We start from the raw sequence: 21,554 nt of genomic DNA, 5'->3' as shown, positions 1-21,554 counted from the left end.
TGCCGGCTTTTTTTCGACCCGCTGTTTTCCTTCATCCAAGCGGATACGGGGAGTCTTTTTCCTTCTCCCCTTTCGATTCAAATTCCAGTTTTAAAAATGGGCGGTACGACGGCTCGACCCGCTTGACGAACGGAAGCGAGGCGAGCTTTTTCATTACATGGTCGACTTGCTCCATATCACAATACAGAACAGCATACTTCAGCCGTTTGGAAATGTAATGAATGTTGCCGAACTTGCGCAACTGTTTCCCATATTTCAGCGAATGAAGCCAAACGATAATCCCTTGCCGTTTTGGAAACATAGTCCCTTCCCCTTTTTTATGTGCGGCAGCCGCAGCTTCCGCCCGCCCCGCAGCCACCGGAACAGCCCGCCGACAAAAAGTACGGATTTCCGGTCGGCACTTTCACATGTTCGGACACCGCTTTGCCGATCAGCACGCTGATCTCATCAAGCAACTCTTGCATCGCCTTCTCCGCCTCCTTAAAGGCGGCGACCGTCTCATGCAAATCGAGCTCCCGCTTCGCTTCGCGCACTTCTTTCATCACGTCGCGGTAATCAGGATGGTATTTTCCGAAGCGCTGCACTTCTTCGTAGCGCTCCTTCAGCTTGACAAAGCGAGCGATCAGCTGCTGGGCGCGGCGGTCTTGCTTCAGCCGCCAAAAGGCGCGGCGGTATTCGTCCGCCACGTCCGACTCGACAATCATTTTGGCCAACGCTTCTGCTTTATCTAAAATCTCGATGCGCTCGAGAGTCGCAATCTTCACCAAATGGCACCTCCATTATCCATCATACCATGAACGAAAAGAAAATGAAAAGGAAAGAGATAGCAAAGAAGCAAACAAAAAAGGCGATCCAGACTGTGCCGAATCGCCTCTGTTCGCCTTTTAAACGATCGTCGTCATCTCTATCGGATGGCGACGTCAAATTCGTGCGTCATGCCGGTTGCTTTCCCATCATTGTAGACGAGCTCAAGACGGATGGTATGTTTCCCGCTCGGCAAACCGCGCACGATAAAGGCGGCCGTGTATACTTCCGTCATTTTTTGCCCGTTGACATAGACATTAATGTGTCCGCCGCCGCTCCCTTTGCGGAACGGAAAGTGGACGGCAACACATTCAATGAATACGTCGCTTCCTTTCACTTCATGCTTCACCTGAAGCGGACCGCCCACTGCTTCGGCGTGAGCGGAGGACGACGGCGCCGGCTCAAAGAAGGCATACGCCGCAAGCAATATGACAGCCGCAAACCATGCAAACCACTTTGGCAAAGACATCACTCCCTTTCGAAACTAGTCTTTGCCATTGGCCGCCCGATTAGTCGCGCATGGCTTTAAACATTTGCCACATAAGCGACGCCATTTGCAACGATTGGGAGATTCTTTCCACTTTGTCAGGGATCGTCAGCTCATAGTGGCGCAAGGCGGCCAATTGGAACGTCGACAGTTCATGCGGACGGCGGGCAAGGAGCCGGTACCAGCGCGGCTGTTCGCGCAAAAACGCGCGCAACATCGGTGTTCCTTGTACATATTGCCATACATCTTTCCTCATCGCCACCACCCTTTAATCTTTGCGGAACGAAAACGGATGCGCTTCTTTGTTTCTTTGTTCTTGACCGGCCCCTTGAAATTCGGAAAGAATGCTTTGGATCGCCGCGATCGCCTGCTGGACGTTCGCCAAATGTTTTTGCACATCGGTTGCATCGATCTGTCCAAGCATAGACGCGAGCTTATCGAGCCATTTGTTCGTTCCTTTTTCCTCCTCTTTTGCCGCACCGTTTGTTTCCCGATACGGCTCCCATATGTCATCGTCTTCCCCGAACAAATACCAATCCTCATACACTTGTTTCCACGTCTTTTTGCCACTGCGCACCTCTTGGATGATTTTTGGATGTTTTTTCACAAACTGTTTAAACTGTTCAACGGAAGGATGCAGAGGCTTGACCATGGCGGTTCTCATCCCTTTCGTCCACTCATGCCTATCTGCCATATCATATCGCATCCAACAAAGAGAGGTGCGCCCAATTTTTAGAGCGGCGTAAAGAAGTTTTGCGTATAGTAATCGGCGTAGACGCCAACGCCCAAGCGGGTGAACTCTTCGTTCAACATAATTTTCCGATGGTTTTGGCTGTTCAGCCATCCGATGGTCGCCTCAACGCCATCGACTTGATGGGCGGCGATATTTTCCCCGGCAAGCTGGAACGGAATGTGAAGCGCGCCAAGCCGCCTCGATAAATCGCCATACTGCGGCGACTCGTGGGAGAAAAACTGGTGATCATGCATATCTCGGCTATGTTTTTCCGCAGCGGCAGCGGCCTTGTCATCCCACATGAGAGAGGAAAGCCCATGGCGACGGCGGATCAAATTCGTCCAGTCAAAAATTTGCTTCGCGTTGGCCGCATCAACAGCCTGTCGCTTTTCTTCCGACAGCGGCGCGGCCGCCGGCAGGCTGCCGCGGTAAACGAGCTCGTACGGCCGCAACTTGACGAACGTTTCTGCATCCATCAGGCGGATCGCCGCCACCTCGCCGGTAAAGCGGTCAACATACAGCTGAGCGTAGACGCTGCCAACTTTGACAACCGGCCTTGATGAGTAATCTTGTTCAGACAGCTCAAACCGGTATGTCCCGTTGCCTAGCTTAATCTCAATGTTCGATAGCACCGGCATCGTTTGAAAAATCGTCTGCAACCGCTGGCCGACCGCAAACGGTTCAACGTTCACCTTCTCTCCGCCGACAAGGGCGGTGACGACGCGACCGCGCAAGATGCCAATCTGCACGTACGACTCGGGTCGACGGCTGTACACCCACCAGTCATATCCGTAAGCTGACGGGTCGATTCGGTCTGGGGCGCCAAACAGTTTTTTCGCCTCTTGCGCCGATTGCCCGATCAACGCAACGATGCCGGCCGTCGCCTTCGGCTCTTTCAACATGTATCGATTCGTCTCTGGCTGCTCCGGGGGGCTCGGGGGCGGCGGACTCGGCACAAAATAATACAATCCAATCAAGAAAAACAAAAAAAGGAAAAACCATTTCACACGGCAACTCCCGCTTTCTGCGCAATCTCCTTATTGCCATTATAGCCGTTTTTTAGAGGCAAAAAAAAGAGGACACCCAAAAAGAGCGCTCCTCCTCGAAAGAAGCCGTGTCCGTTGCATTTGTCAATGGATGGCGTCTTGTTCGGAAATCTCGCTTAACGCACGACCCGCGCGTTCATCAGAATAGCGGTTCGTCGCCAAATCGCCGAGCGAGATGATGCCGACCAAACGCCCGTTTTCTACGACCGGGAGGCGGCGAATTTGGTGACGTGCCATCATATCTGCTGCCTTTTGCACCGAATCGTCCGGAGAAAGCGTGACGAGATCGCGGCTCATCACTTCCGTCACCGCAGTCGAACCAGGACGTTTTTCAGCCATGCCGCGCACGACAATATCGCGGTCGGTAATCATTCCGACAAGGCGGCCGTCATCGACAATCGGAATCGCCCCGACGTTGAAATCGCGCATTTTTACCGCCGCTTCGTAGAGATTGTCAAGGGGGGTGCAATATTGCACATCCGTTGACATGACGTCCCGTACCGTTTGCATTCTTCGTCTCTCCTTTCTACCCGTATTGTGCGCCGGATCACACAAAAAAATGCGAGCGAAACGGAAACAACGGCAAACAATTCGTTGAAAAGCAAACCGTTTTCGTACTATTATAAATGAGGGGATGATTTCCTGTTTGGCGCTTTTACATACTGTGTTGTTAGGAGGAAGAAGGATGAAGTTTGAAAATACCGGACTGGAAAATCAGACGGTCGAACTATCCCGCCTTGATGACATTATGGAGCGCCTCGGCTTTGTACGCGCGGCGCAATGGGATTATGAACGGGTCACATACGACCGGAAATACGTCGTGAAAGAAGGCACCTACTATTTGCGCGTTCAAGGATACGCCATTGAGGGAAACGTCGATTCGCGCTATGCACTCATTAAGCTGCTCACGCCGATTTTAGGGAAACATTACTATCCACACGGCGTCGAATACGGCGATGATGAGCATTTTCCGTCCTCTCTTGTCAGCCAATGCCAAAACGTGTTGGCGCAGGTCAAAAGCGAGCTTGAAAAAATCAAAGAATAATCAAAGAATAATCAAAAAACGCATGAGAGCGCGGTTCTCATGCGTTTTTTTCCGGCATGACAAGCCGTTTGACAACAATGTCGACCGCCTCGGCGACATATGGCGTCATCGCGGCGATCTCCTCGGCAATATGCTGTTGCAGCTGGCGGCAAACTTCCATCACCGGCGCCCCATATCGAATGGACATCTTTACCGTGACGCGGCACCGCCCGCCTTGAGCAACGGTGATGAACACCTCACAATCGTCAAGGGCGACCTCCGTCTGGCCGCGCACACACATCATGACAATTGTCAATAGCGTCGCCTCTACGGCGCTCCGTTTCCGATAGCGAAACGTGTTCACCGCCTTCCCCCCCCCGCTGCACAAAATCACGTCTATATAGGCGTGTTGTATTCTATGCTATGCAACCGCCGCTGCCCTTGCTCCTTGCCCGCCGGTTAAAAACCGAGCACCGCCTTGATGAGCGACGTCGTTTGGCCCCCTGGATAGAGGACATAAAGCAGCCAATAGACGACGACCCCGGTTGAGGCGCTGCCAAACCAAATGATGCTGGTGATCGGCCCAAGCCGACGATGGCGGGCCCTCTTGTCTTTCAATCCCGTCCAAATCGTGACAAGACCAAATACGGCGCCAACTGTCGCCAGCACAATATGGAAAATAAGAAACAGCGTATAGTACACTTTGACGTTCTCCGGCCCGCCAAAGCTCGTATTGCCGATAAACAACGTCCGCGACATGTAAATGGTGAAAAACAGCAAAGCAAACACCGCTGCCGTCAGCATCACCTTTTTATGCGCTTCGATCCGCCTGCGGCTGATCAAATACCACCCATAAGCAACAAGCAAAGCGCTGATCACGATGCAGCTCGTGCTGATTGTCGGTAAAACGGCCATCGCTTCTCTCCCTTTCTTCTTTGTTCATCGTTGGCGGCCAACCGCGCTTTACAGTTTGGTCGGCCGCGGCTCCATATCCATGCTTGGCTCTTTCTCCCGCTCCTTCCGATACCATTCGGTGAAGATGAAGAACAGCATCGTCCCGTACACGATTTCCTGGATGATTTTCATCAACACTCCGCCGAGCTGCTGATCATGGAGCGGCGACATCGATAAAAACATTTGCGGCCCGGTCAAATCAAGCGAAGCCAGCGTCCCTTGAGGAACGCATAGAGCCAGCGCGGCCATCCATGCTTTCGGGTCAGTATACGTCGCATAAAGCGGCGTATCGGTAAAAATGATGAGCGCGCAAGCCGGGGTCAACAGCATGCCGTCAGCGAAAATGTAACCCATTTTTTTTAGGCCGGACAACGTTTGCCAATCGGGCAGCTTGTTGACAAGCGGCCACCACATGCAAAACGCGGCAACGAAAATGACCGAGGTAACAAACGCATGCAGCCACATATTCATTTTCACAGCGTCAAAAATGAATGGAACGTGATAAAGCGAAAACAAGCCGTTAAACAGCAGCAACGCCACAATTGGCTTTGTCAACAGCCGAAACACGCGGCGCACTGCTGTGATGCGGAATGCGCGCTCATAAAGCGGCGCCGGAATGCCTAAAATAAAACATTGCGGCACGATCAAATACAGCACTGCCATTTGCACCATATGGGCGGTGAACGTCAAATGGCCCATCAAATCCAACGGAGACCCTTTGCATATATAAAGAAGCGCAATCCCGGTCAAAAAATACGCTTTCTGCTTCTCCGAAACGGCATCACCGAGGCCGAAACGCTGCCGCCATGGCCCGGTGATCCCAATGTACAGCAACGCAACCGCCGCTAACATAAGCAAAAAAAACGGACTCCAAAGGGCAACGGGGCCAAACATTTGCAGCGATTGAAACATACGAATCCCCTCCTGATTTGTCCTTTCCCATTATACTATACGACGCCGCGCCAAGGCTATTGAAAAAGGGGAAACCGGTGCAAAAACCGATTCCCCCTTTTCTTACCACCAAACGACTGTTGTAAACGCCCAAACAAGTAGAAGCATAACCGCCACACCGCCGTAAATAAACATCGCCGGGAATTCGTGGCCTTTATGGCTCATGTGCATGAAATAATACAGCTGAAATGCGACCTGCACGGCGGCTAAAAGCAAAATAAACGGAACGACAAACCAATGGGAAAACTCTTCGTAACCAACGGCGGCGAAGGCAATGAGCGTCAACAAAATCATCAAAACGAATGCAATCATTTGATGGCGCATTTCTTCCGCATTTTTCCGGCGGCGATACGCTAAGTCGATGCGCTCATTTCCTGAATTCGTTTGGTTCGCCATACGTTCACCCCACCATTCCCATCAAGTATACAACGGTAAAAATGAACACCCAGACAACATCGATGAAGTGCCAATAAAGGCTCGCGACGTAAAACTTCGGGGCGTTGTATAAATTCAACCCACGCTTAGCGTTGCGAATCATGAGCGTCAAAATCCAAAGCAACCCGAACGCGACGTGGCTTCCGTGCGTGCCAACGAGCGTGTAGAACGCTGAAGCGAAAGCGCTGGTCGTAAACTTATGGCCTTCATGCACATATTCATTGAACTCGTAAATTTCCAAGCCCAAAAAGCCGGCGCCAAGCAAAACGGTAATGCCAAACCAGAGCTGCATCTTTTTAAAGTCAAAGTTTTTCATATGATAAATGGCATACACGCTCGTCAAGCTGCTGGTTAGCAGCAGCATCGTCGCCATGAACACGACCGGCATTTGGAACAGTTCTTCCGCCGAAGGGCCGCCGTTCGTTTTATCTTTGAGCGCCAAATAGGTGGCGAAGAGAGAGGCGAACAGCACCGTCTCTCCGCCTAAAAAGAGCCAGAAGCCAAGAAACTTATTTTTCCCCTCAAGGGTGGCGCGTTCCGGCGCGGCCGGAAACGTCTCGGCCGTCAATTTTTCCTCTGCATGCATCAGGCGTTCGCCCCCTTCTTCTCAAGTTCAAGCACTTCTTCTTTATGGATGTGGAAGCCGTGATCATCGATCACCGAGCGCAAGAACATCGAACCGAGCGTAATGAGCAGGCCAAGAATGCCGACCGGCAAGCCCCATCCAGCATCGTTATGATACGTAAAGCCGAAGGCGGCGACAAACAGACCGAACGCAATGACAAACGGCAGGAACGACGAATTCGGCATATGGATGTCGCCAAGCGGTTCGGCTGGCGTCAATTCGTTTTTGCCTTCCATTTTTTCGAGCCAGAAAGCGTCCAGCCCGCGGACGAGCGGCAGTTGGGCAAAATTGTACACCGGCGGCGGCGAAGCGATCGCCCATTCGAGCGTGCGGCCGTCGCCCCACGCATCGCCCGCCACTTTTTCTCCTTTTGCGGTTGTAATCACGATGTTAATGAGCAAAATGACCGTGGCGGCCGCCATAAAGAACGCGCCGATCGTACTGATCAAGTTGCCAGTCTCCCATCCTTGATGCGGCAAATACGTAAACACGCGCCGCGGCATCCCTGTCAAACCAAGGAAGTGCTGAATAAAGAACGTTAAATGGAACCCGATAAAGAACAGCCAGAACGTAATTTTGCCGAGCGTTTCATTCAGCATGCGGCCAAACATTTTCGGCCACCAATAATGCGTGCCCGCGAGCAAAGCGAACACAACCCCGCCGACGATGACGTAATGGAAGTGCGCAACGACGAAATAGCTGTCATGGTATTGATAGTCCGCCGCCGCCGACGCCAACATGACCCCGGTCACCCCGCCCATGACGAACGACGGGATGAAGGCGACGGCATAATGCATCGGCGTTGTGAATTTGATGCTTCCGCCCCACATCGTAAACAGCCAGTTGAAAATTTTGACTCCTGTCGGAACGGCGATCGTCATCGTCGCGACGGCAAAGATGGCGTTCGCAATCGGCCCCATCCCGACCGTGAACATATGGTGCGCCCATACCATGAACCCTAAGAAAGCAATAAGCACCGTCGCAAACACCATTGACGAATAACCGAATAGGCGTTTGCGCGAGAACGTCGCGAAAATTTCCGAGAAAATGCCGAACGCCGGCAAGACAAGGATGTATACTTCCGGATGGCCGAACACCCAGAACAAGTGCTCCCAGATGATCGTATTGCCGCCGGCAGCGGGGTTAAAGAAGTTGCCGCCAAACAATCGATCCATCATCATGAAAATCAAGCCGACCGTAAGCGGCGGAAACGCAAACAAGATGAGCGCCGACGTCACAAACGTCGCCCATGTGAACATCGGCATGCGCATAAACGTCATGCCCGGAGCGCGCATGTTGATGATCGTCACAAGAAAGTTAATGGCACCCATGATCGTTCCGAAGCCGGAAATTTGCAGCCCGAGCGTATAAAAGTCGATGCCATGATGCGCTTTTGAGTCAAGCGACAGCGACGCATACGACGTCCAACCAGCGTCCGGTGCGCCGCCTAAAAACCATGAACAGTTCAAAAACAAACCACCGAAGAAAAACATCCAGAATCCAAGAGCGTTCAAAAACGGGAACGCGACGTCGCGCGCGCCGATCTGCAGCGGCACGACTGCGTTCATAAAGGCGAAAACAAGCGGCATCGCAGCCAAGAAAATCATCGTCGTCCCATGCATCGTCAACACTTCGTTATACAACCCGCCGACAAGGAAATCGTTGTTCGGCTTGGCGAGCTGAATGCGGATGAACAACGCCTCGAGACCGCCGAGCAGGAAGAAAAACCCGCCGGCAATCAAGTACAGATGGGCGATTTTTTTATGGTCGACCGTTGTCAAATAATCCCACAAAACGGCGCCAACACCCTTTTTGCGCGCGATTGTACTCACGGTGAAACCTCCTTCTCATGCTTTATTCCACTTTTAAGCTCATCAAATATTTCGTCAATGCATCAATTTGCTCTTCCGTCAAGTGGCCATATGTACCCGCCATTTTATTTCCTGGCTTCACGCTGTTCGGGTCTCTCAGCCATTTTTTCAGATTTTCTTCATTATGCTCCAAAATACCGGCGATTCGTTCGCGATCGCCAAAGTTCGCCAAGTTCGGCGCCGTGCGCGCTTGCACCGGACGCTTGTCCACAGGCGTCACCGCATGGCAGCCAATACAGCTTTTATTGAAAATCGCTTCCCCTTCTTTGGCGACCGGATCGGTGACAACCGGTTTTTTCGCATTTTGCATCTTTTTCACCCAGGCGTCAAATTGGTCGCGCGGCAACGGCCGAACTTTAAAATCCATCAGCGCATGGGACGGACCGCAAAGCTCCGCACATTTGCCGTAAAAGACGCCGCCGGCTTTATCGGTCGCCTTTTGGTCAAAAACAAGCCAAAATTGGTTTTTGTTGTCGGTGTTCGTATCCATTTTGCCGCCGACCGCCGGAATCCAGAACGAATGTTTGACATCCGACGCAATCAAGTTGAAATACACTTTTTCATTCGTCGGCACGACCAAATCTTGGCTCGTGATAATGCCGTAATCCGGATATTCAAACTCCCACCAGTATTGGTTGGCGCGAACATTGACGACAACTGTATCCTTATCTCGTTTTTTGTCGTTCATCGCCTTGACATCGGCCAGTTTAAACGTGGTTGATACCGTCGGCACGGCCAAAATGAGCAAGAGGATGATCGGAATGACAGTCCAGATAATTTCCAGTTTATGGTTCCCTTCCACTTGCTTCGGGATTTTATTTTCTTCCCCCTTGCGCCGCCGGAAGCGGATGACAACGTAAACGAAGATGATCGCCACGACGACAATGACGAGCACCATGATCGATGTGCTCAACAGCATGAGCGAATACTGCATGTCCGCTACTTCACCGGCGGGCTGGAGCGTCGATAAAAACGGTTTGCCGCAACCGGCGAGCAACAGCGCCATCATCCCGAACAGGGAAAATAAGCGCCAGTTACAGAGCCCCTTGTTCATAGCCTAATCAAACCCCTCTTTCTTTGATGGATAAATGTATATAAATTCTTTCACTAAAGAAAGAATTTTATCTTAATTCACCAAAGCGTCGCGATGACCATCGCCACGAACAAAATCGTCAAGTAATTGAGCGAATAGACGAACATCCACTTCGCCCATTTGATGTCATCTTTCATTTTCAAACCTGCCAATCCCAGCAGCAGCCAGCCGACATTGAGCAGCGTGGCCACGATTAAAAATGGAACGCCAAGCGAGAACAAGTAAAACGGCAACGGCAGCAAACATGCCACCCAAACGATGATTTGCCGCTTCGTCATGGCGAATCCATGGACGACCGGCAACATCGGGATGCCGGCTGCACGATATTCTTCGCATCGCTTCATCGCCAACGCCAAAAAGTGCGGCGGCTGCCATAAAAACATGATCAAAAACAAGATGAGCGGAACAATATGAAACTCCGGATCGACCGCCGTCCAGCCGATAACCGGCGGCACCGCGCCGGAAATGCTGCCGACAACGGTGTTGATCGTGTAATGGCGCTTCGTCCAAAGGGTGTATAAAAAGACGTACGTCGCCATACCGATCAATCCAACGACGGCAGCCGTAACCGTTGTCATAAGCAGGCCCATCTCGCCGATTGCGACAAGACCAATCCCAAGCCAAAGCACCCGCCGCGGATCCATCGTCCCGGTGACGGTCGGGCGTGCTTTCGTCCGCTCCATATATTGATCAATGTCGCGGTCAATGTAGTTGTTGATGGCGCATGAACCCGCAATGACAAGCGCTGCTCCAAACAGTGTGAAAAAGACAAGATGCAGGTTCTCCAAAAAGTGTTCCCCAGTAAAATAAAACGCCAGCCACATTCCGGCGAACGTCGTAATCAAATTGGAATTGACGATTCCGATTTTCACAACAGACGACAACTCTCTCCAAACTGCCTTGACGCTCACATGCGAGCGATGCCCGGCATCGGCCGCATCCTGGTGCACCGCTTTCAATTCGGCCATGTCTCCTGTTCCTCCTCGCTGCGCCGCTCCTTGCCCGGCCGGCGCCGTGATGTTGCCTGAAATTCTTTCCAACGCCAAATAGCAAAAACGGGCTGTTTCCTCTTTATATTAAATCACATTTTTTCCTCATCATGTGAACTTTTTTTGAATAATTTGTGTCAAATTTTTGAATCCGTATGCCCCAAACGGTTCATTCGCTTGTCCCATTAATATTTCTAGCAAACTTAATCGACTTATTCAATATGCAAACGTCATTTTGTGTTTCCCGGCGCCATCGTGTAAAATAGACTTGGCTTAGCGACACGGTTGGCTGCAATAAAATCCATCACTTTACTAATATGGACAAAATCACAATTTCTCAATACAAGAAGGTGAAGATTTTGCAACGTTCACTGAAATGGTTTGCCTCGGCAACCACGTTGGCAATGTTGTTTGTTTTAATTGGCGGAGCGCTTGTGACCAAAACCGGCTCCGGCATGGGGTGCGGCCGATCATGGCCGCTGTGCAACGGCCAATGGGTGCCGGATCACATTACGCCTGAGCTCATCATCGAGCTGAGCCATCGACTCGTTTCCGGCCTTGCCGGCATCATGGTGCTCATCCTTTCCATCTGGGCATGGAGAGCCATTGGCCATGTGCAGGAGACGAAGTTTTTAGCGGTCATATCGTTTGTCTTTCTCGTCTTGCAAGGGCTGATCGGCGCCGCCGCGGTCGTGTGGGGGCAGTCCGATTTCGTCCTCGCCTTGCATTTCGGCATTTCGCTCATTTCGTTTGCCGCTGTGCTGCTATTGACGCTATTGATTTTTGAAATCGACAAAACGTTTTCCGCCGCTTCGCTTTCGCTTGACGGCAAAATGCGGTTTCATATTTACGGCATCACCATATACTCATACATCGTCGTCTACACCGGAGCGCTCGTGCGCCATACGAACGCCAGCCTCGCTTGTCCGAGCTGGCCGCTTTGCGCGAAAACGCGCCTCCTCCCGGTTCAGTTTCATGAATGGGTGCAGATGGGCCATCGATTGGCCGCTGCTGTCATCATCATTTGGATCGCCGCCGCCGCAATACATGCCGTCCGCCATTACCGCAGGCAACCGGTCATCTACTACGGATGGCTCATCGCCCTTTTGCTCGTGCTCGCGCAAATGACGACTGGAGCGCTTGTCGTTTTTACGCAGCTGAATTTATACATTGCCTTGGCGCATGCCTTTTTCATTTCCTGCCTGTTCGGTGTGCTCAGCTATTTATTGCTTTTGGCGCTCCGCACCCGCCGCGCGCCGGTAAAAGCCGCCGACCATTCAGCTGGGGAAGCGGCGCCGGCGACGTTGAAATGACGTTCGTCGGTCAGCAAACCAAAAGGGGCTGACCCAAAAGGTTGTCTGTCTTCAAGATAGGCACAACCTATCGTGCAGCAGAAGCAGTCAGCACGTATATAGAGCAACGAAAGAGGGTATCCCGATCCTTTTGGGACACCCTCTTTTTGCGCGCGATGGACAGTTTCATTTGGACAGCTCAATTAGCAAATCCCCCGCTTGAATGGCATCGCCGCTTTTGACGTAAATATCTTTGACAATGCCGGCAAACGGCGCCTGCACCGTCGTTTCCATCTTCATCGCTTCCGTAACCATCAAATGGTCGCCTTTGTCAACTTTTTCCCCTTTCTCCACGAGCACTTTCACAACCGTGCCCGGCATCGTGGCGGCAATGTGGTTCGGATTCGTCCGATCGGCCTTGATGCGCTCAGCGACAGCGGCTTTGATGCTTTCATCGCGGATGATGACTTCGCGCGGCTGGCCGTTCAGCTCGAAGTAAACGACGCGTGTGCCGTCCGCCTGCGGCTGGCCGATGGAGACGAGTTTGACGATGAGCGTTTTCCCGCGCTCAATCTCCACTTCGATCTCTTCGCCGAGGCGCATGCCGTACAGGAACGTCGGTGTATCGAGCACTGAAATATCGCCGTATTTTTCGACCGTTTCGGCATATTCCAAAAACACTTTCGGATAAAGCGCATAGGCAATGGCGTCAAAGTCGGTCACTTCGCGGCCGAGCTTGTCATACAGCTCCCGCTTGATTTGCTCGAAATCAACCGGCTCAAGCAGCTCGCCCGGACGAACGGTGATCGGTTCACGCCCTTTCAAAATAATGCGCTGCAACTCTTTCGGGAACCCGCCGTGCGGCTGGCCTAAATAGCCTTCGAAAAACTCCACGACCGAGTCTGGGAAATTGAGCGTTTCGCCGCGTTCAAAAATGTCTTGCTCCGTCAAGTTGTTTTGCACCATGTAAAGCGCCATGTCGCCGACAACTTTCGATGATGGCGTCACTTTGACGATGTCGCCGAACAAGTCGTTGACGCGGCGATACATTTCTTTCACTTCATCCCACCGATCGCCGAGGCCGACCGCTTTTGCCTGCTGCTGCAGGTTGCTGTACTGGCCGCCTGGCATCTCATGCATGTATACTTCCGTATGCGGCGCGTTCATGCCGCTTTCAAACTCCTGATAAAATTTGCGCACGTCTTCCCAATAGCGGGCCAACTGCTCCAAGCTGTAAATATCGACCTCCGGCGCCCGCTCCGTTCCTTCAAGGGCATAGTAGAGCGTATTGGCGCTCGGCTGCGACGTCAAGCCGGCCATCGAGCTGACGGCGACATCGACGATATCGACGCCGGCTTCGATCGCTTTGGCGTACGTATAAATGCCGTTGCCGCTCGTGTCATGCGTATGCAAATGGATCGGAATGTCGACCGTTTCCTTGAGCGCGGAAATGAGCACGTACGCCGCCTGCGGCTTCAACAGGCCGGCCATATCCTTAATGCCTAAAATGTGCGCACCGGCTTGCTCGAGCTCTTTCGCCAAGGCTTTGTAATAATCCAAATTGTACTTCGGCCGGTTCGGGTCCAAAATATCGCCTGTATAGCAAATAGCCGCCTCGGCGATTTTGCCGCTTTGCCGGACGGCATCGATCGCCACCGTCATCCCTTTCACCCAGTTTAGGCTGTCGAAAATGCGGAACACATCAATGCCGGCTTGCGCCGATTTTTCAACGAACTCGCGGATGACGTTGTCGGGATAGTTTTTATACCCCACGGCGTTGGCCGAGCGAAGAAGCATCTGGAACAGCACGTTCGGGATGCGCTCGCGCAGCTTGAGCAGCCGGTCCCACGGATCTTCTTTCAAAAAGCGGTACGCCACATCAAACGTCGCCCCGCCCCACATCTCAAGCGAGAATAAGTTGGGCAGCAAACGCGCCGTCGGCTCAGCGATCCGCAACAAGTCGATCGTGCGGACGCGGGTCGCCAACAACGACTGATGAGCGTCACGGAACGTCGTATCGGTCAAGAGCACGCGCGGCTGCTCTTGGATCCAGCGAACAAGCCCTTCAGGTCCGCGTTCATCCAAAATTTGCTTCGTTCCCGCTGGGATCGGTTCCGTTTGGCTCACCTTCGGCACGCGCGGTTTGTCAAACACCGGCTTTTTCTTTTTGCCGATGCCAGGGAAGCCGTTGACCGTCACGGTGCCGATGTACGTAAGCATTTTCGTCCCGCGGTCTTTTCGGCGCGGGAATACAAACAATTCCGGCGTCGTATCGATAAATGACGTATCGTATTCCCCCGACAAAAATTTCGGATGCTGCACGACGTTTTCCAAAAACGGAATGTTCGTTTTAATGCCGCGGATGCGGAATTCGCGCAAGTTGCGCAACATTTTTCTTGCCGCCTGCTCAAACGTCAACGCCCATGTCGACACTTTCACGAGCAGCGAATCGTAATACGGCGTAATGACCGCCCCTTGGAAGCCATTGCCGGCGTCCAAGCGCACGCCAAAACCGCCGCCGGAACGGTACGCCATAATTTTTCCCGTATCCGGCATAAAGTTGTTGAGCGGGTCTTCCGTCGTAACCCGCGACTGAATGGCGTAGCCGTTGATGCGGATGTCCTCCTGCTTGGGAATGCCGACTTCCGGGCTGTGGAGCGAAAATCCGTCGGCGATTAAAATTTGCGACTGGACGATGTCAATCCCGGTGATCATTTCGGTGATCGTATGCTCAACTTGAATGCGCGGATTGACTTCGATGAAATAAAACTCATCTCCGGAGACGAGAAACTCAACCGTGCCAGCGTTGACGTAGCCGACGCTTCTCATGAGCCGGACCGCCGCCTCGCAAATGCGCTCGCGCAGCTCGTCCGACAACGAGACGCTCGGCGCGACTTCCACGACTTTTTGATGGCGGCGCTGCACCGAGCAGTCGCGTTCATAAAGGTGAACGATGTTTCCTTCGTGGTCGCCCAAAATTTGCACTTCAATATGCTTCGGCTTTTCAATCAGCTTTTCGACATAAACGTCATCGCTGCCAAACGCCGCTTTCGCTTCCGACTTAGCCCGCTCAAACGCTTCCTTCACTTCCGACTTTGAGCGGACGATGCGCATGCCCCGGCCGCCGCCGCCAAGCGCCGCTTTAATGATGATCGGGTATCCGTGCGTCTCGGCAAAGCGGACGACATCCTCAAGGCCGCCGACCGGTCCGTCGCTGCCCGGGATGACCGGAATGCCCGCCTTCATGGCCGCATGCCGCGCTTTCACTTTATCGCCGAACATATCCAAATGTTCTTCATTCGGGCCGATGAAAATAATCCCCTCTTCGCGGCACCGTCTGGCAAATTGAATGTTTTCCGACAAAAACCCATATCCCGGGTGGATGGCATCAACATCGTGGGCTTTGGCGATCTCAATGATGCCTTCGATGTCCAAGTACGCTTCGATCGGTTTTTTCCCTTCCCCGACTAAATACGCCTCATCCGCTTTGTAGCGGTGGTACGATCCGGCGTCTTCCTTCGAATAAATCGCCACGGTGCGGATATCAAGCTCCGTGCAGGCGCGGAAAACGCGAATGGCGATCTCTCCGCGGTTGGCTACCAGCACTTTGCGAATTCGTCTTGTCCTCATTCTGTCCCTCCTCCTTTATTTAATAAAAGTATAAAAGTTTTGCCGATTTGTAAATACACTTTCTAAAAAGTCAGACCTCTTTTCTGTTTGCTGACCATCGTTTTTTCCGCTTTTTTATACCGTTGTTCGTACTTTGCAAACATAGAAATGTTCACAAGCAGACCGAGCGAAGCCATGGTCAGGACAAGCGACGTTCCCCCATAGCTGACGAGCGGCAGCGGCACCCCTGTAATCGGAATAAGGCCAACGACCCCACCAACGTTAATGAACGTTTGAAAGCCGATCATGACGGAGATGCCGATCGCAAGCAGACTCCCAAACGCATCGTGGGAGCGGCGGGCAATCCAAAGCCCGCGCAGCACGATAAACGCCAATAACCCAAGCGTGAACGCTACACCAAATAAGCCGAGCTCTTCGGCGATGACCGCCATAATAAAATCGGTGTGCGACTCTGGCAGGTAGCCGTATTTTTGAATGCCTTTGCCAAGCCCCACTCCTTTCAGCCCGCCAAGCCCGATCGCCAAATACGAATTCACGAGCTGGTAGCCATCGCCGTTTGCGTATTGAAATGGATCCAAAAAGCTGTAAAGACGCGATACCCGTTCAGGAGAAAAAATTTTTTTGCCGGCAACCGGGAGCCAAAACGGTGACAGCACCGTCCCGATCAATGTAAAAAAAAGCAGCTGCTTTAGAAGCAACACGAGGCGCAAACCGGACGAAACAATGATGCACATCGCGATGGCAAACACGATCGCCGCCGTTCCGAAGTCAGGCTGTATGGCAATCAGGAAACAAATCACCAATGTATAATAAATGGGGAACAAATTGCTTTTCGCCGGCTCGGCCAGCCGCTTCCGCTTGTTGGCAAACGCTGCGGCCAAGTATAAAATCAGACCGAGCTTCGCGAGCTCCGCCGGTTGGATCGAAAGCGCCCCGACGCGAAACCAGCTTGTTGCGTTGTTGGCCGTATGGCCGAGAAAAGCGACGGCGATCAGCATCAATGGAGAAGCAAAAAAGACGAGTTTCACCCATCGCTCCGCCCGCCACACTTTATACGGAATCGCCATCATGATGGCGAACGCGATGAATCCGGCAATCAGCCACAGTTTTTGCCGCTCGTAAAAATAGTCGCTTGGCACTTCAAAGCGGATGACAGCGGTGACCATGCTTGAGCTGTACACCATAATCAATCCGAACAACGACAGCATGATGACCGCGGTGATCAGCGGATAATCATAGCACTTCAATACTTTTTTCCATAATTGTCGTTCCATCGTTCCTCTTCCCTGTGAACATGTATGTACTTAAAATCATTCGCAGCGGCGCGCTGTTTTCCTGCCGAAAAACAGAAAAACTCAAACGACGGGAAACCAATCGTTTGAGTTGTTTTATATATCCTTTATCGCACGCGCTTTTTGGCCACGGCCTCGTGCAACGTGGAAAGTTCGCGCTCAAGCCGGTCAAGGAGCGCCTTTCCGTCTTTCGCCTCCACAAGCCCGAGGCGCACCGCAAAATCAATTTCCCGTGACAACCCGAACATTTGCGTGTCAAGCACTTCTTCATACACCGGACATTGCGGCATCGTCAAATGGTCCATTTGCACGCGGATGAGTTGGATGATTTTCTCTGCATCCGCTTGTAAAAGCGCGTACGCCTTCTCCCGATAGCTCATCGATTCGTCCGTCACATCGATCCCTCCGTTCTCTCCCCTATCCTTCTTTACATCTTAACGTGAAACAAGCCATTTTGCAAGTTGAAACCGTTGACAGCAACCGGGCCTGGAACATGACAAGCTCTTTCATTATTATTATACTAAAAACGGTGGGAACATGCAGAGGAGAGGTGTTTCATGAACGATATTATTGTGCTGACAGGAAAGGTGAAGTTTACGATCACGCTTGACCCCGGCGTCTGGATTTTCGACGACCGGAAAGTGGACATGGATGCGTATTTTTCGGAGCCGGCTCCACAGCCGACGGAAGCGGAGCAAGAGGACGAGGAAATCAAAAAGCTGTCGGCATTTTGGGACCGGGAAATTCAAGAGGGCGCGGTTTTTCCGCCGACGTTGAAAACGGAGCGGCGCTTTTTGAAGGAGAAAATCATCACCGGCTCGTTCGGCATGCCGTTCGCCCCATTTTTGCGAAACGCTGAGCCGCATGAAGACGCGTCTGAACTTGTCATTGAGACGGAACATGGAGAAACCGTGATCCCTCTGGAAAAGGCGTACGACCTGATTTTCGCTTTTTCCCAAAACGGAAAACCGTTGCGCGACGACGGTCCGGTGCACATTTATTTTGGCGACGGCTCCAACCGCGAGGCGCCGATTACTCATGTGCGTCGGCTCGTCGTCCGATGACCGGGCGCCCCATGAAGGGGCGGCCCGGTGTTTGAGCTTTTGACGCCTTCAACCGCCTTAAGCGCTTTGACCCCAGATGTTTTCCACAGCGCCCCAGGCGGCGGGCGCCTTTCGAAACGTTCGCGGCGTCGGGCCGCGCGCCTGGCACCCGTTCTTTAACGGCGGATGCTCTGAGGAACGCCTAGCTACAGCAAATCAGCGGCAAGCTGTGCGAGCGCCGAACGCTCCCCTTTGACGAGCCGGATATGGCCGGCGATTTTTTGGTCTTTAAACTTTTCGACGACGTACGTCAACCCGTTGTTATATTCATCCAAATACGGATGGTCGATCTGTTCCGGATCGCCCATTAAAATGATTTTACTTTTCTCCCCAACGCGTGTCAAAATCGTCTTCACTTCATGCTTCGTTAAATTTTGCGCCTCATCAATGATGATAAACTGCTCCGGCAGGCTCCGGCCGCGGATGTACGTGAGCGCCTCCACTTCAATCGAGCTCATGCCGGCTAAAATCGCATCGAGCTCCCCCGGTTTTTTCGTGTTGAACAAGTATTCCAAGTTGTCAAAAATCGGCTGCATCCACGGGCGCAGCTTTTCTTCCTTTTCCCCCGGCAGAAAGCCGAGATCTTTCCCCATCGGCACAATCGGCCGAGCGACGAGCAATTTTTTGTATGTGCGCAAATCTTCCGTTTGCATCAACCCCGCGGCAAGGGCAAGCAACGTCTTGCCCGTTCCGGCTTTGCCGATTAGCGTCACAAGCGGAATGTCGTCGCGCATGAGAAGCTCAAACGCCATCGTCTGCTGCACGTTGCGCGGGCGAATGCCCCATATATGTTCGTGATGGAAGATGAGCTTTTTCACTTTTTTGCCGTTTTGGTCGACAATGCCAATCGCTGACGCCGAGCTGCCAAACGCGTCTTTCATAATGATGAACTGGTTCGGATAAAACGGGTGGTCGGCGATATCAGCGAGCACGAGCTCCCCTTTGTCGTAAAACCGCTGCAGGTGGTCCTTTCCTATGTACAGCTCCAAAAATCCGCTGTAAATATGGTCGACATCAACGACGCGGTCGCTTAAAAAGTCTTCTGCCTGCAGCCCGATGGCATCCGCTTTGACGCGCACGAGCGCATCCTTGCTCACCAAAATGACAGAGCGTCCATCTTCCTTCGCCTGCTCTTCAAGCGATAAATTTTTCGCCACCGCCAGAATGCGGTTGTCATTTGTTTTTTCGACAAAAATTTCTTGCAGTTGATGAAACGAACGATGGTTCAACTCAATGCGAAGCGCCCCTCCGTTTTCAAGCGGAATTTTTTCATGCAGCTTGCCGTTTTCGCGCAGACGGTCGATGAGCTTTGACACTTGGCGGGCATTCCTACCAATTTCATCCATATATCGCTTTTTCGAATCCACTTCCTCAAGCACGACCGCTGGAATGACGACCTCATTATCCTCAAACGCGAAAATCGAATACGGATCTTGCAACAGCACGTTCGTATCGAGCACGTAAATTTTTTTTCCCAAATTCCGCTTCCCCCCATGTGAGTTTTTCATGTTTTTCCGTTGGATGGGAATGGCTGTAATACAACATATGAAAACATGTATAAAGATAGAAGGACATTTGCAAACTAAAGAAAAAAAGTCGAGGTGGCCCATTATGAAGAGAAACTGCTGGCTCGCCGTTTTCTTCCTCCCCCTTTTGATTTTCAGCGGCTGCACGTTTGGAAACGATCATGAAGCGAACGAGTCCAATCGTTCACTCGTGCGCGTCAAAAATACAGTCGATGAACGCATCGAGAATAAATCCGGGCAAGAGATCGCCCGCCGGCTTGCAGAAATCGCCGACCGTGTTCCAAACGTTCACAATGCCGCCGCGCTCGTCGTCGGCAAATATGCCATCGTCGGCATTGACGTCGGCGCCAATATGGATGCCTCGCGCGTCGGCACCATCAAATATTCCGTCGCCGAAGCATTGCAAAAAGATCCGTACGGCGCGAACGCTATTATTGTCGCTGACCCAGATCTTTACACCCGCGTGCGCAACATCGGCCGGCAAATCGATGAGGGGAGGCCGGTGCAAGCGTTCATGAACGAAATCGCCGACATCGTCGGACGAGTGATGCCGGAAGTGCCGAGCGACTTGTTTGAAACGACGCCGAAGCCGACCGAAGAAAATGACGGACAGCTGAACGAACGGGAGGAGCGGCAACTGAACGAACAGCAAAACAAGCAATCGAATGAACATTTAAATCGATAAACGGTTTCTGTGTGGGTTATAATGGAACAGAAAGCGCGGCTCATTTCCGAGGAAAGCGGGAGTGAAATGCATTTGAATCAACAAACGATGGCGGGAAATGTGGTATAATGGGAACGAAAGAACACTCTACCATTTCGCGTTTGGATGTATTGAGGTGAACAATGAGAGTCAAATGCGTGCTTTGCGACCAAATCGATACGATCGACGATGAATCGCCGCTCGCCAAGCGGCTGCGCAACCGCCCGATCCACACGTACATGTGCCGCGAATGCCACGACCGCATCGCCGAAAAAACGAAACAGCGGCTGGCAACAGGAAAGTTCCGCTTCTATCGCGGCCGCCGCGCAGACGATGATTGGTGATCCTGCAAAAAAAAAACGGTGCGGAAGAGCGATCGCTTTTCCGCGCCTTTTTGGTTGTCATCATCCATACTTTTCCGGTTCGGCTTCGATCTGCCGCCACATCGCCTCAGCCAGCTCAAGCGGGAAACACGCCGCCTTTGTTTCCCCGCCGCGCACATATTCGACGATGTATTGCCCATTCGTTTCATCTTTGACGGCGTCTACGGCCGTCACACCAAAGTCGTTTTCCAAGATGGCGCGGAAAAACGAGGCCGTATCGCGCGCCGCCGCATCGTGCGGACGGGCTTTGGCGACGATGTGGATCGTCAGCCAGTTATAAAGGGCATCCTGCACGGATTTCATGACTTTTCTCCCTCTTTCGCCTGCTTCAGGCGCACTTTATAAATGATTAATACGAGGGCGGCGACGGCCAATCCTTCTGCCACCGGCAAAAAGACGGCAAAAAAGGTCAAAACCGTGCAGCCAAGCGCCAGCAAGACGTAAATGATGACGTTTTTCAACAGCGGCAGGCGGCGGGCAAAACCGAGTCGATACACAAGCGCGGCAAGCAACAACACTGTCACATACAATAGCCACATACCTCGCTCGGGATGATCGTGCACCTTATAAAGCGAGGCGAAAAACGTGAGCCGTTCGAGCACATTCACATCAT

The 21,554-nt window shown here is 52.3% G+C and carries 26 protein-coding genes; 5 read left to right on the top strand and 21 right to left on the bottom strand.

Annotated elements, in window-relative coordinates:
- Nucleotides 1–31: 31 nt before the first annotated feature.
- From GT3570_RS05175 to GT3570_RS05145, 7 genes are all read right to left on the bottom strand, one after another.
- Nucleotides 32–301, bottom strand: coding sequence for a YlbG family protein (locus GT3570_RS05175; RefSeq protein ID WP_011230596.1), 270 nt, complete (start codon nt 299–301; stop codon nt 32–34).
- A 16-nt stretch (nt 302–317) separates the two neighbouring features.
- The gene (locus GT3570_RS05170) at nt 318–764 is read right to left on the bottom strand and encodes a YlbF/YmcA family competence regulator (RefSeq protein WP_011230595.1); all 447 of its coding nucleotides are present in this window, start codon (nt 762–764) and stop codon (nt 318–320) included.
- Nucleotides 765–904: 140 nt separating this feature from the next.
- A complete protein-coding gene (locus GT3570_RS05165) occupies nt 905–1,273 on the bottom strand; it encodes a hypothetical protein (protein WP_015374350.1) in 369 nt (122 codons plus the stop codon).
- 40 nt (nt 1,274–1,313) lie between these two features.
- The gene (locus GT3570_RS05160) at nt 1,314–1,547 is read right to left on the bottom strand and encodes a YlbE-like family protein (protein ID WP_011230593.1); all 234 of its coding nucleotides are present in this window, start codon (nt 1,545–1,547) and stop codon (nt 1,314–1,316) included.
- 12 nt (nt 1,548–1,559) lie between these two features.
- Complete coding sequence (ylbD, locus tag GT3570_RS05155; protein WP_062898512.1) at nt 1,560–1,943, bottom strand: YlbD family protein; 384 nt, start codon at nt 1,941–1,943, stop codon at nt 1,560–1,562.
- 80 nt (nt 1,944–2,023) lie between these two features.
- On the bottom strand, nt 2,024–3,031 hold the full coding sequence (locus GT3570_RS05150; RefSeq protein ID WP_011230591.1) for a CAP domain-containing protein: 1,008 nt from the start codon (nt 3,029–3,031) through the stop codon (nt 2,024–2,026).
- Between the two features lie 123 nt (nt 3,032–3,154).
- Nucleotides 3,155–3,580 carry a CBS domain-containing protein gene (locus GT3570_RS05145; protein WP_023634054.1) on the bottom strand — a complete coding sequence of 142 codons (426 nt, stop codon included), beginning with the start codon at nt 3,578–3,580 and terminating at the stop codon, nt 3,155–3,157.
- 175 nt (nt 3,581–3,755) lie between these two features.
- On the opposite strand from GT3570_RS05145, the gene GT3570_RS05140 reads away from it, so the two are divergent.
- On the top strand, nt 3,756–4,115 hold the full coding sequence (locus GT3570_RS05140) for a YugN family protein (protein ID WP_011230589.1): 360 nt from the start codon (nt 3,756–3,758) through the stop codon (nt 4,113–4,115).
- Nucleotides 4,116–4,152: 37 nt separating this feature from the next.
- Here the strand turns inward: GT3570_RS05140 and GT3570_RS05135 are convergent, their stop codons facing one another.
- The 8 genes from GT3570_RS05135 to cyoE form a co-directional block, all read right to left on the bottom strand.
- Nucleotides 4,153–4,458, bottom strand: a complete 306-nt coding sequence (locus tag GT3570_RS05135) for an Asp23/Gls24 family envelope stress response protein (RefSeq protein ID WP_011230588.1) — start codon at nt 4,456–4,458, stop codon at nt 4,153–4,155.
- 95 nt (nt 4,459–4,553) lie between these two features.
- Entirely contained in the window at nt 4,554–5,009 is a 456-nt protein-coding gene (locus GT3570_RS05130) for a DUF420 domain-containing protein (RefSeq protein WP_011230587.1), read from the bottom strand.
- A gap of 48 nt (nt 5,010–5,057) precedes the next feature.
- Nucleotides 5,058–5,960, bottom strand: coding sequence for a cytochrome c oxidase assembly factor CtaG (gene ctaG / locus GT3570_RS05125; RefSeq protein WP_011230586.1), 903 nt, complete (start codon nt 5,958–5,960; stop codon nt 5,058–5,060).
- A 102-nt stretch (nt 5,961–6,062) separates the two neighbouring features.
- Nucleotides 6,063–6,395, bottom strand: a complete 333-nt coding sequence (gene ctaF, locus GT3570_RS05120) for a cytochrome c oxidase subunit IVB (protein WP_011230585.1) — start codon at nt 6,393–6,395, stop codon at nt 6,063–6,065.
- Between the two features lie 4 nt (nt 6,396–6,399).
- The gene (gene ctaE, locus GT3570_RS05115) at nt 6,400–7,020 is read right to left on the bottom strand and encodes a cytochrome c oxidase subunit III (protein WP_011230584.1); all 621 of its coding nucleotides are present in this window, start codon (nt 7,018–7,020) and stop codon (nt 6,400–6,402) included.
- Entirely contained in the window at nt 7,020–8,891 is a 1,872-nt protein-coding gene (ctaD, locus tag GT3570_RS05110; protein WP_014195356.1) for a cytochrome c oxidase subunit I, read from the bottom strand. The genes ctaE and ctaD overlap by 1 nt, the downstream gene beginning before the upstream one ends.
- Before the next feature lie 22 nt (nt 8,892–8,913).
- Nucleotides 8,914–9,984 carry a cytochrome c oxidase subunit II gene (gene coxB / locus GT3570_RS05105; RefSeq protein WP_031205763.1) on the bottom strand — a complete coding sequence of 357 codons (1,071 nt, stop codon included), beginning with the start codon at nt 9,982–9,984 and terminating at the stop codon, nt 8,914–8,916.
- Nucleotides 9,985–10,061: 77 nt separating this feature from the next.
- Nucleotides 10,062–10,991, bottom strand: a complete 930-nt coding sequence (cyoE, locus tag GT3570_RS05100) for a heme o synthase (protein ID WP_031205760.1) — start codon at nt 10,989–10,991, stop codon at nt 10,062–10,064.
- 380 nt (nt 10,992–11,371) lie between these two features.
- On the opposite strand from cyoE, the gene GT3570_RS05095 reads away from it, so the two are divergent.
- Nucleotides 11,372–12,325 carry a COX15/CtaA family protein gene (locus tag GT3570_RS05095; protein WP_011230580.1) on the top strand — a complete coding sequence of 318 codons (954 nt, stop codon included), beginning with the start codon at nt 11,372–11,374 and terminating at the stop codon, nt 12,323–12,325.
- 165 nt (nt 12,326–12,490) lie between these two features.
- On the opposite strand, the gene pyc is transcribed toward GT3570_RS05095, so the two are convergent.
- The 3 genes from pyc to GT3570_RS05080 form a co-directional block, all read right to left on the bottom strand.
- Nucleotides 12,491–15,934 carry a pyruvate carboxylase gene (gene pyc / locus GT3570_RS05090; protein WP_062898511.1) on the bottom strand — a complete coding sequence of 1,148 codons (3,444 nt, stop codon included), beginning with the start codon at nt 15,932–15,934 and terminating at the stop codon, nt 12,491–12,493.
- A gap of 62 nt (nt 15,935–15,996) precedes the next feature.
- Entirely contained in the window at nt 15,997–17,208 is a 1,212-nt protein-coding gene (ftsW, locus tag GT3570_RS05085; RefSeq protein WP_011230578.1) for a putative lipid II flippase FtsW, read from the bottom strand.
- A gap of 125 nt (nt 17,209–17,333) precedes the next feature.
- The gene (locus GT3570_RS05080) at nt 17,334–17,621 is read right to left on the bottom strand and encodes an Fpa/YlaN family protein (protein WP_011230577.1); all 288 of its coding nucleotides are present in this window, start codon (nt 17,619–17,621) and stop codon (nt 17,334–17,336) included.
- A gap of 162 nt (nt 17,622–17,783) precedes the next feature.
- Here GT3570_RS05080 and GT3570_RS05075 point away from each other — a divergent pair, with 162 nt between their 5' ends.
- Nucleotides 17,784–18,290 carry a molybdopterin-binding protein gene (locus tag GT3570_RS05075; RefSeq protein WP_011230576.1) on the top strand — a complete coding sequence of 169 codons (507 nt, stop codon included), beginning with the start codon at nt 17,784–17,786 and terminating at the stop codon, nt 18,288–18,290.
- A 185-nt stretch (nt 18,291–18,475) separates the two neighbouring features.
- On the opposite strand, the gene GT3570_RS05070 is transcribed toward GT3570_RS05075, so the two are convergent.
- Nucleotides 18,476–19,837 carry a PhoH family protein gene (locus GT3570_RS05070; protein ID WP_015731675.1) on the bottom strand — a complete coding sequence of 454 codons (1,362 nt, stop codon included), beginning with the start codon at nt 19,835–19,837 and terminating at the stop codon, nt 18,476–18,478.
- A 103-nt stretch (nt 19,838–19,940) separates the two neighbouring features.
- Between GT3570_RS05070 and GT3570_RS05065 the strand changes: the two genes are divergently transcribed.
- Entirely contained in the window at nt 19,941–20,540 is a 600-nt protein-coding gene (locus GT3570_RS05065; protein WP_011230574.1) for a YhcN/YlaJ family sporulation lipoprotein, read from the top strand.
- Nucleotides 20,541–20,701: 161 nt separating this feature from the next.
- Nucleotides 20,702–20,902 (top strand): YlaI family protein, encoded by a 201-nt coding sequence (locus GT3570_RS05060; protein WP_011230573.1) that lies wholly within the window; start codon nt 20,702–20,704, stop codon nt 20,900–20,902.
- Nucleotides 20,903–20,962: 60 nt separating this feature from the next.
- Here the strand turns inward: GT3570_RS05060 and GT3570_RS05055 are convergent, their stop codons facing one another.
- Both GT3570_RS05055 and GT3570_RS05050 read right to left on the bottom strand, forming a co-directional pair.
- Entirely contained in the window at nt 20,963–21,244 is a 282-nt protein-coding gene (locus GT3570_RS05055) for a hypothetical protein (protein ID WP_011230572.1), read from the bottom strand.
- Nucleotides 21,241–21,549: a YlaH-like family protein gene (locus GT3570_RS05050; protein WP_011230571.1), complete on the bottom strand. Its 309-nt coding sequence runs from the start codon at nt 21,547–21,549 to the stop codon at nt 21,241–21,243. Before GT3570_RS05050 ends, GT3570_RS05055 begins: the two co-directional genes overlap by 4 nt.
- Between the last annotated feature and the right edge of the window lie 5 nt (nt 21,550–21,554).

Origin of the sequence: Geobacillus thermoleovorans, from assembly GCF_001610955.1 — a bacterium.
GTDB classification, from domain to species: domain Bacteria; phylum Bacillota; class Bacilli; order Bacillales; family Anoxybacillaceae; genus Geobacillus; species Geobacillus thermoleovorans.
This window is presented reverse-complemented; position numbering and strand designations above follow the sequence as displayed.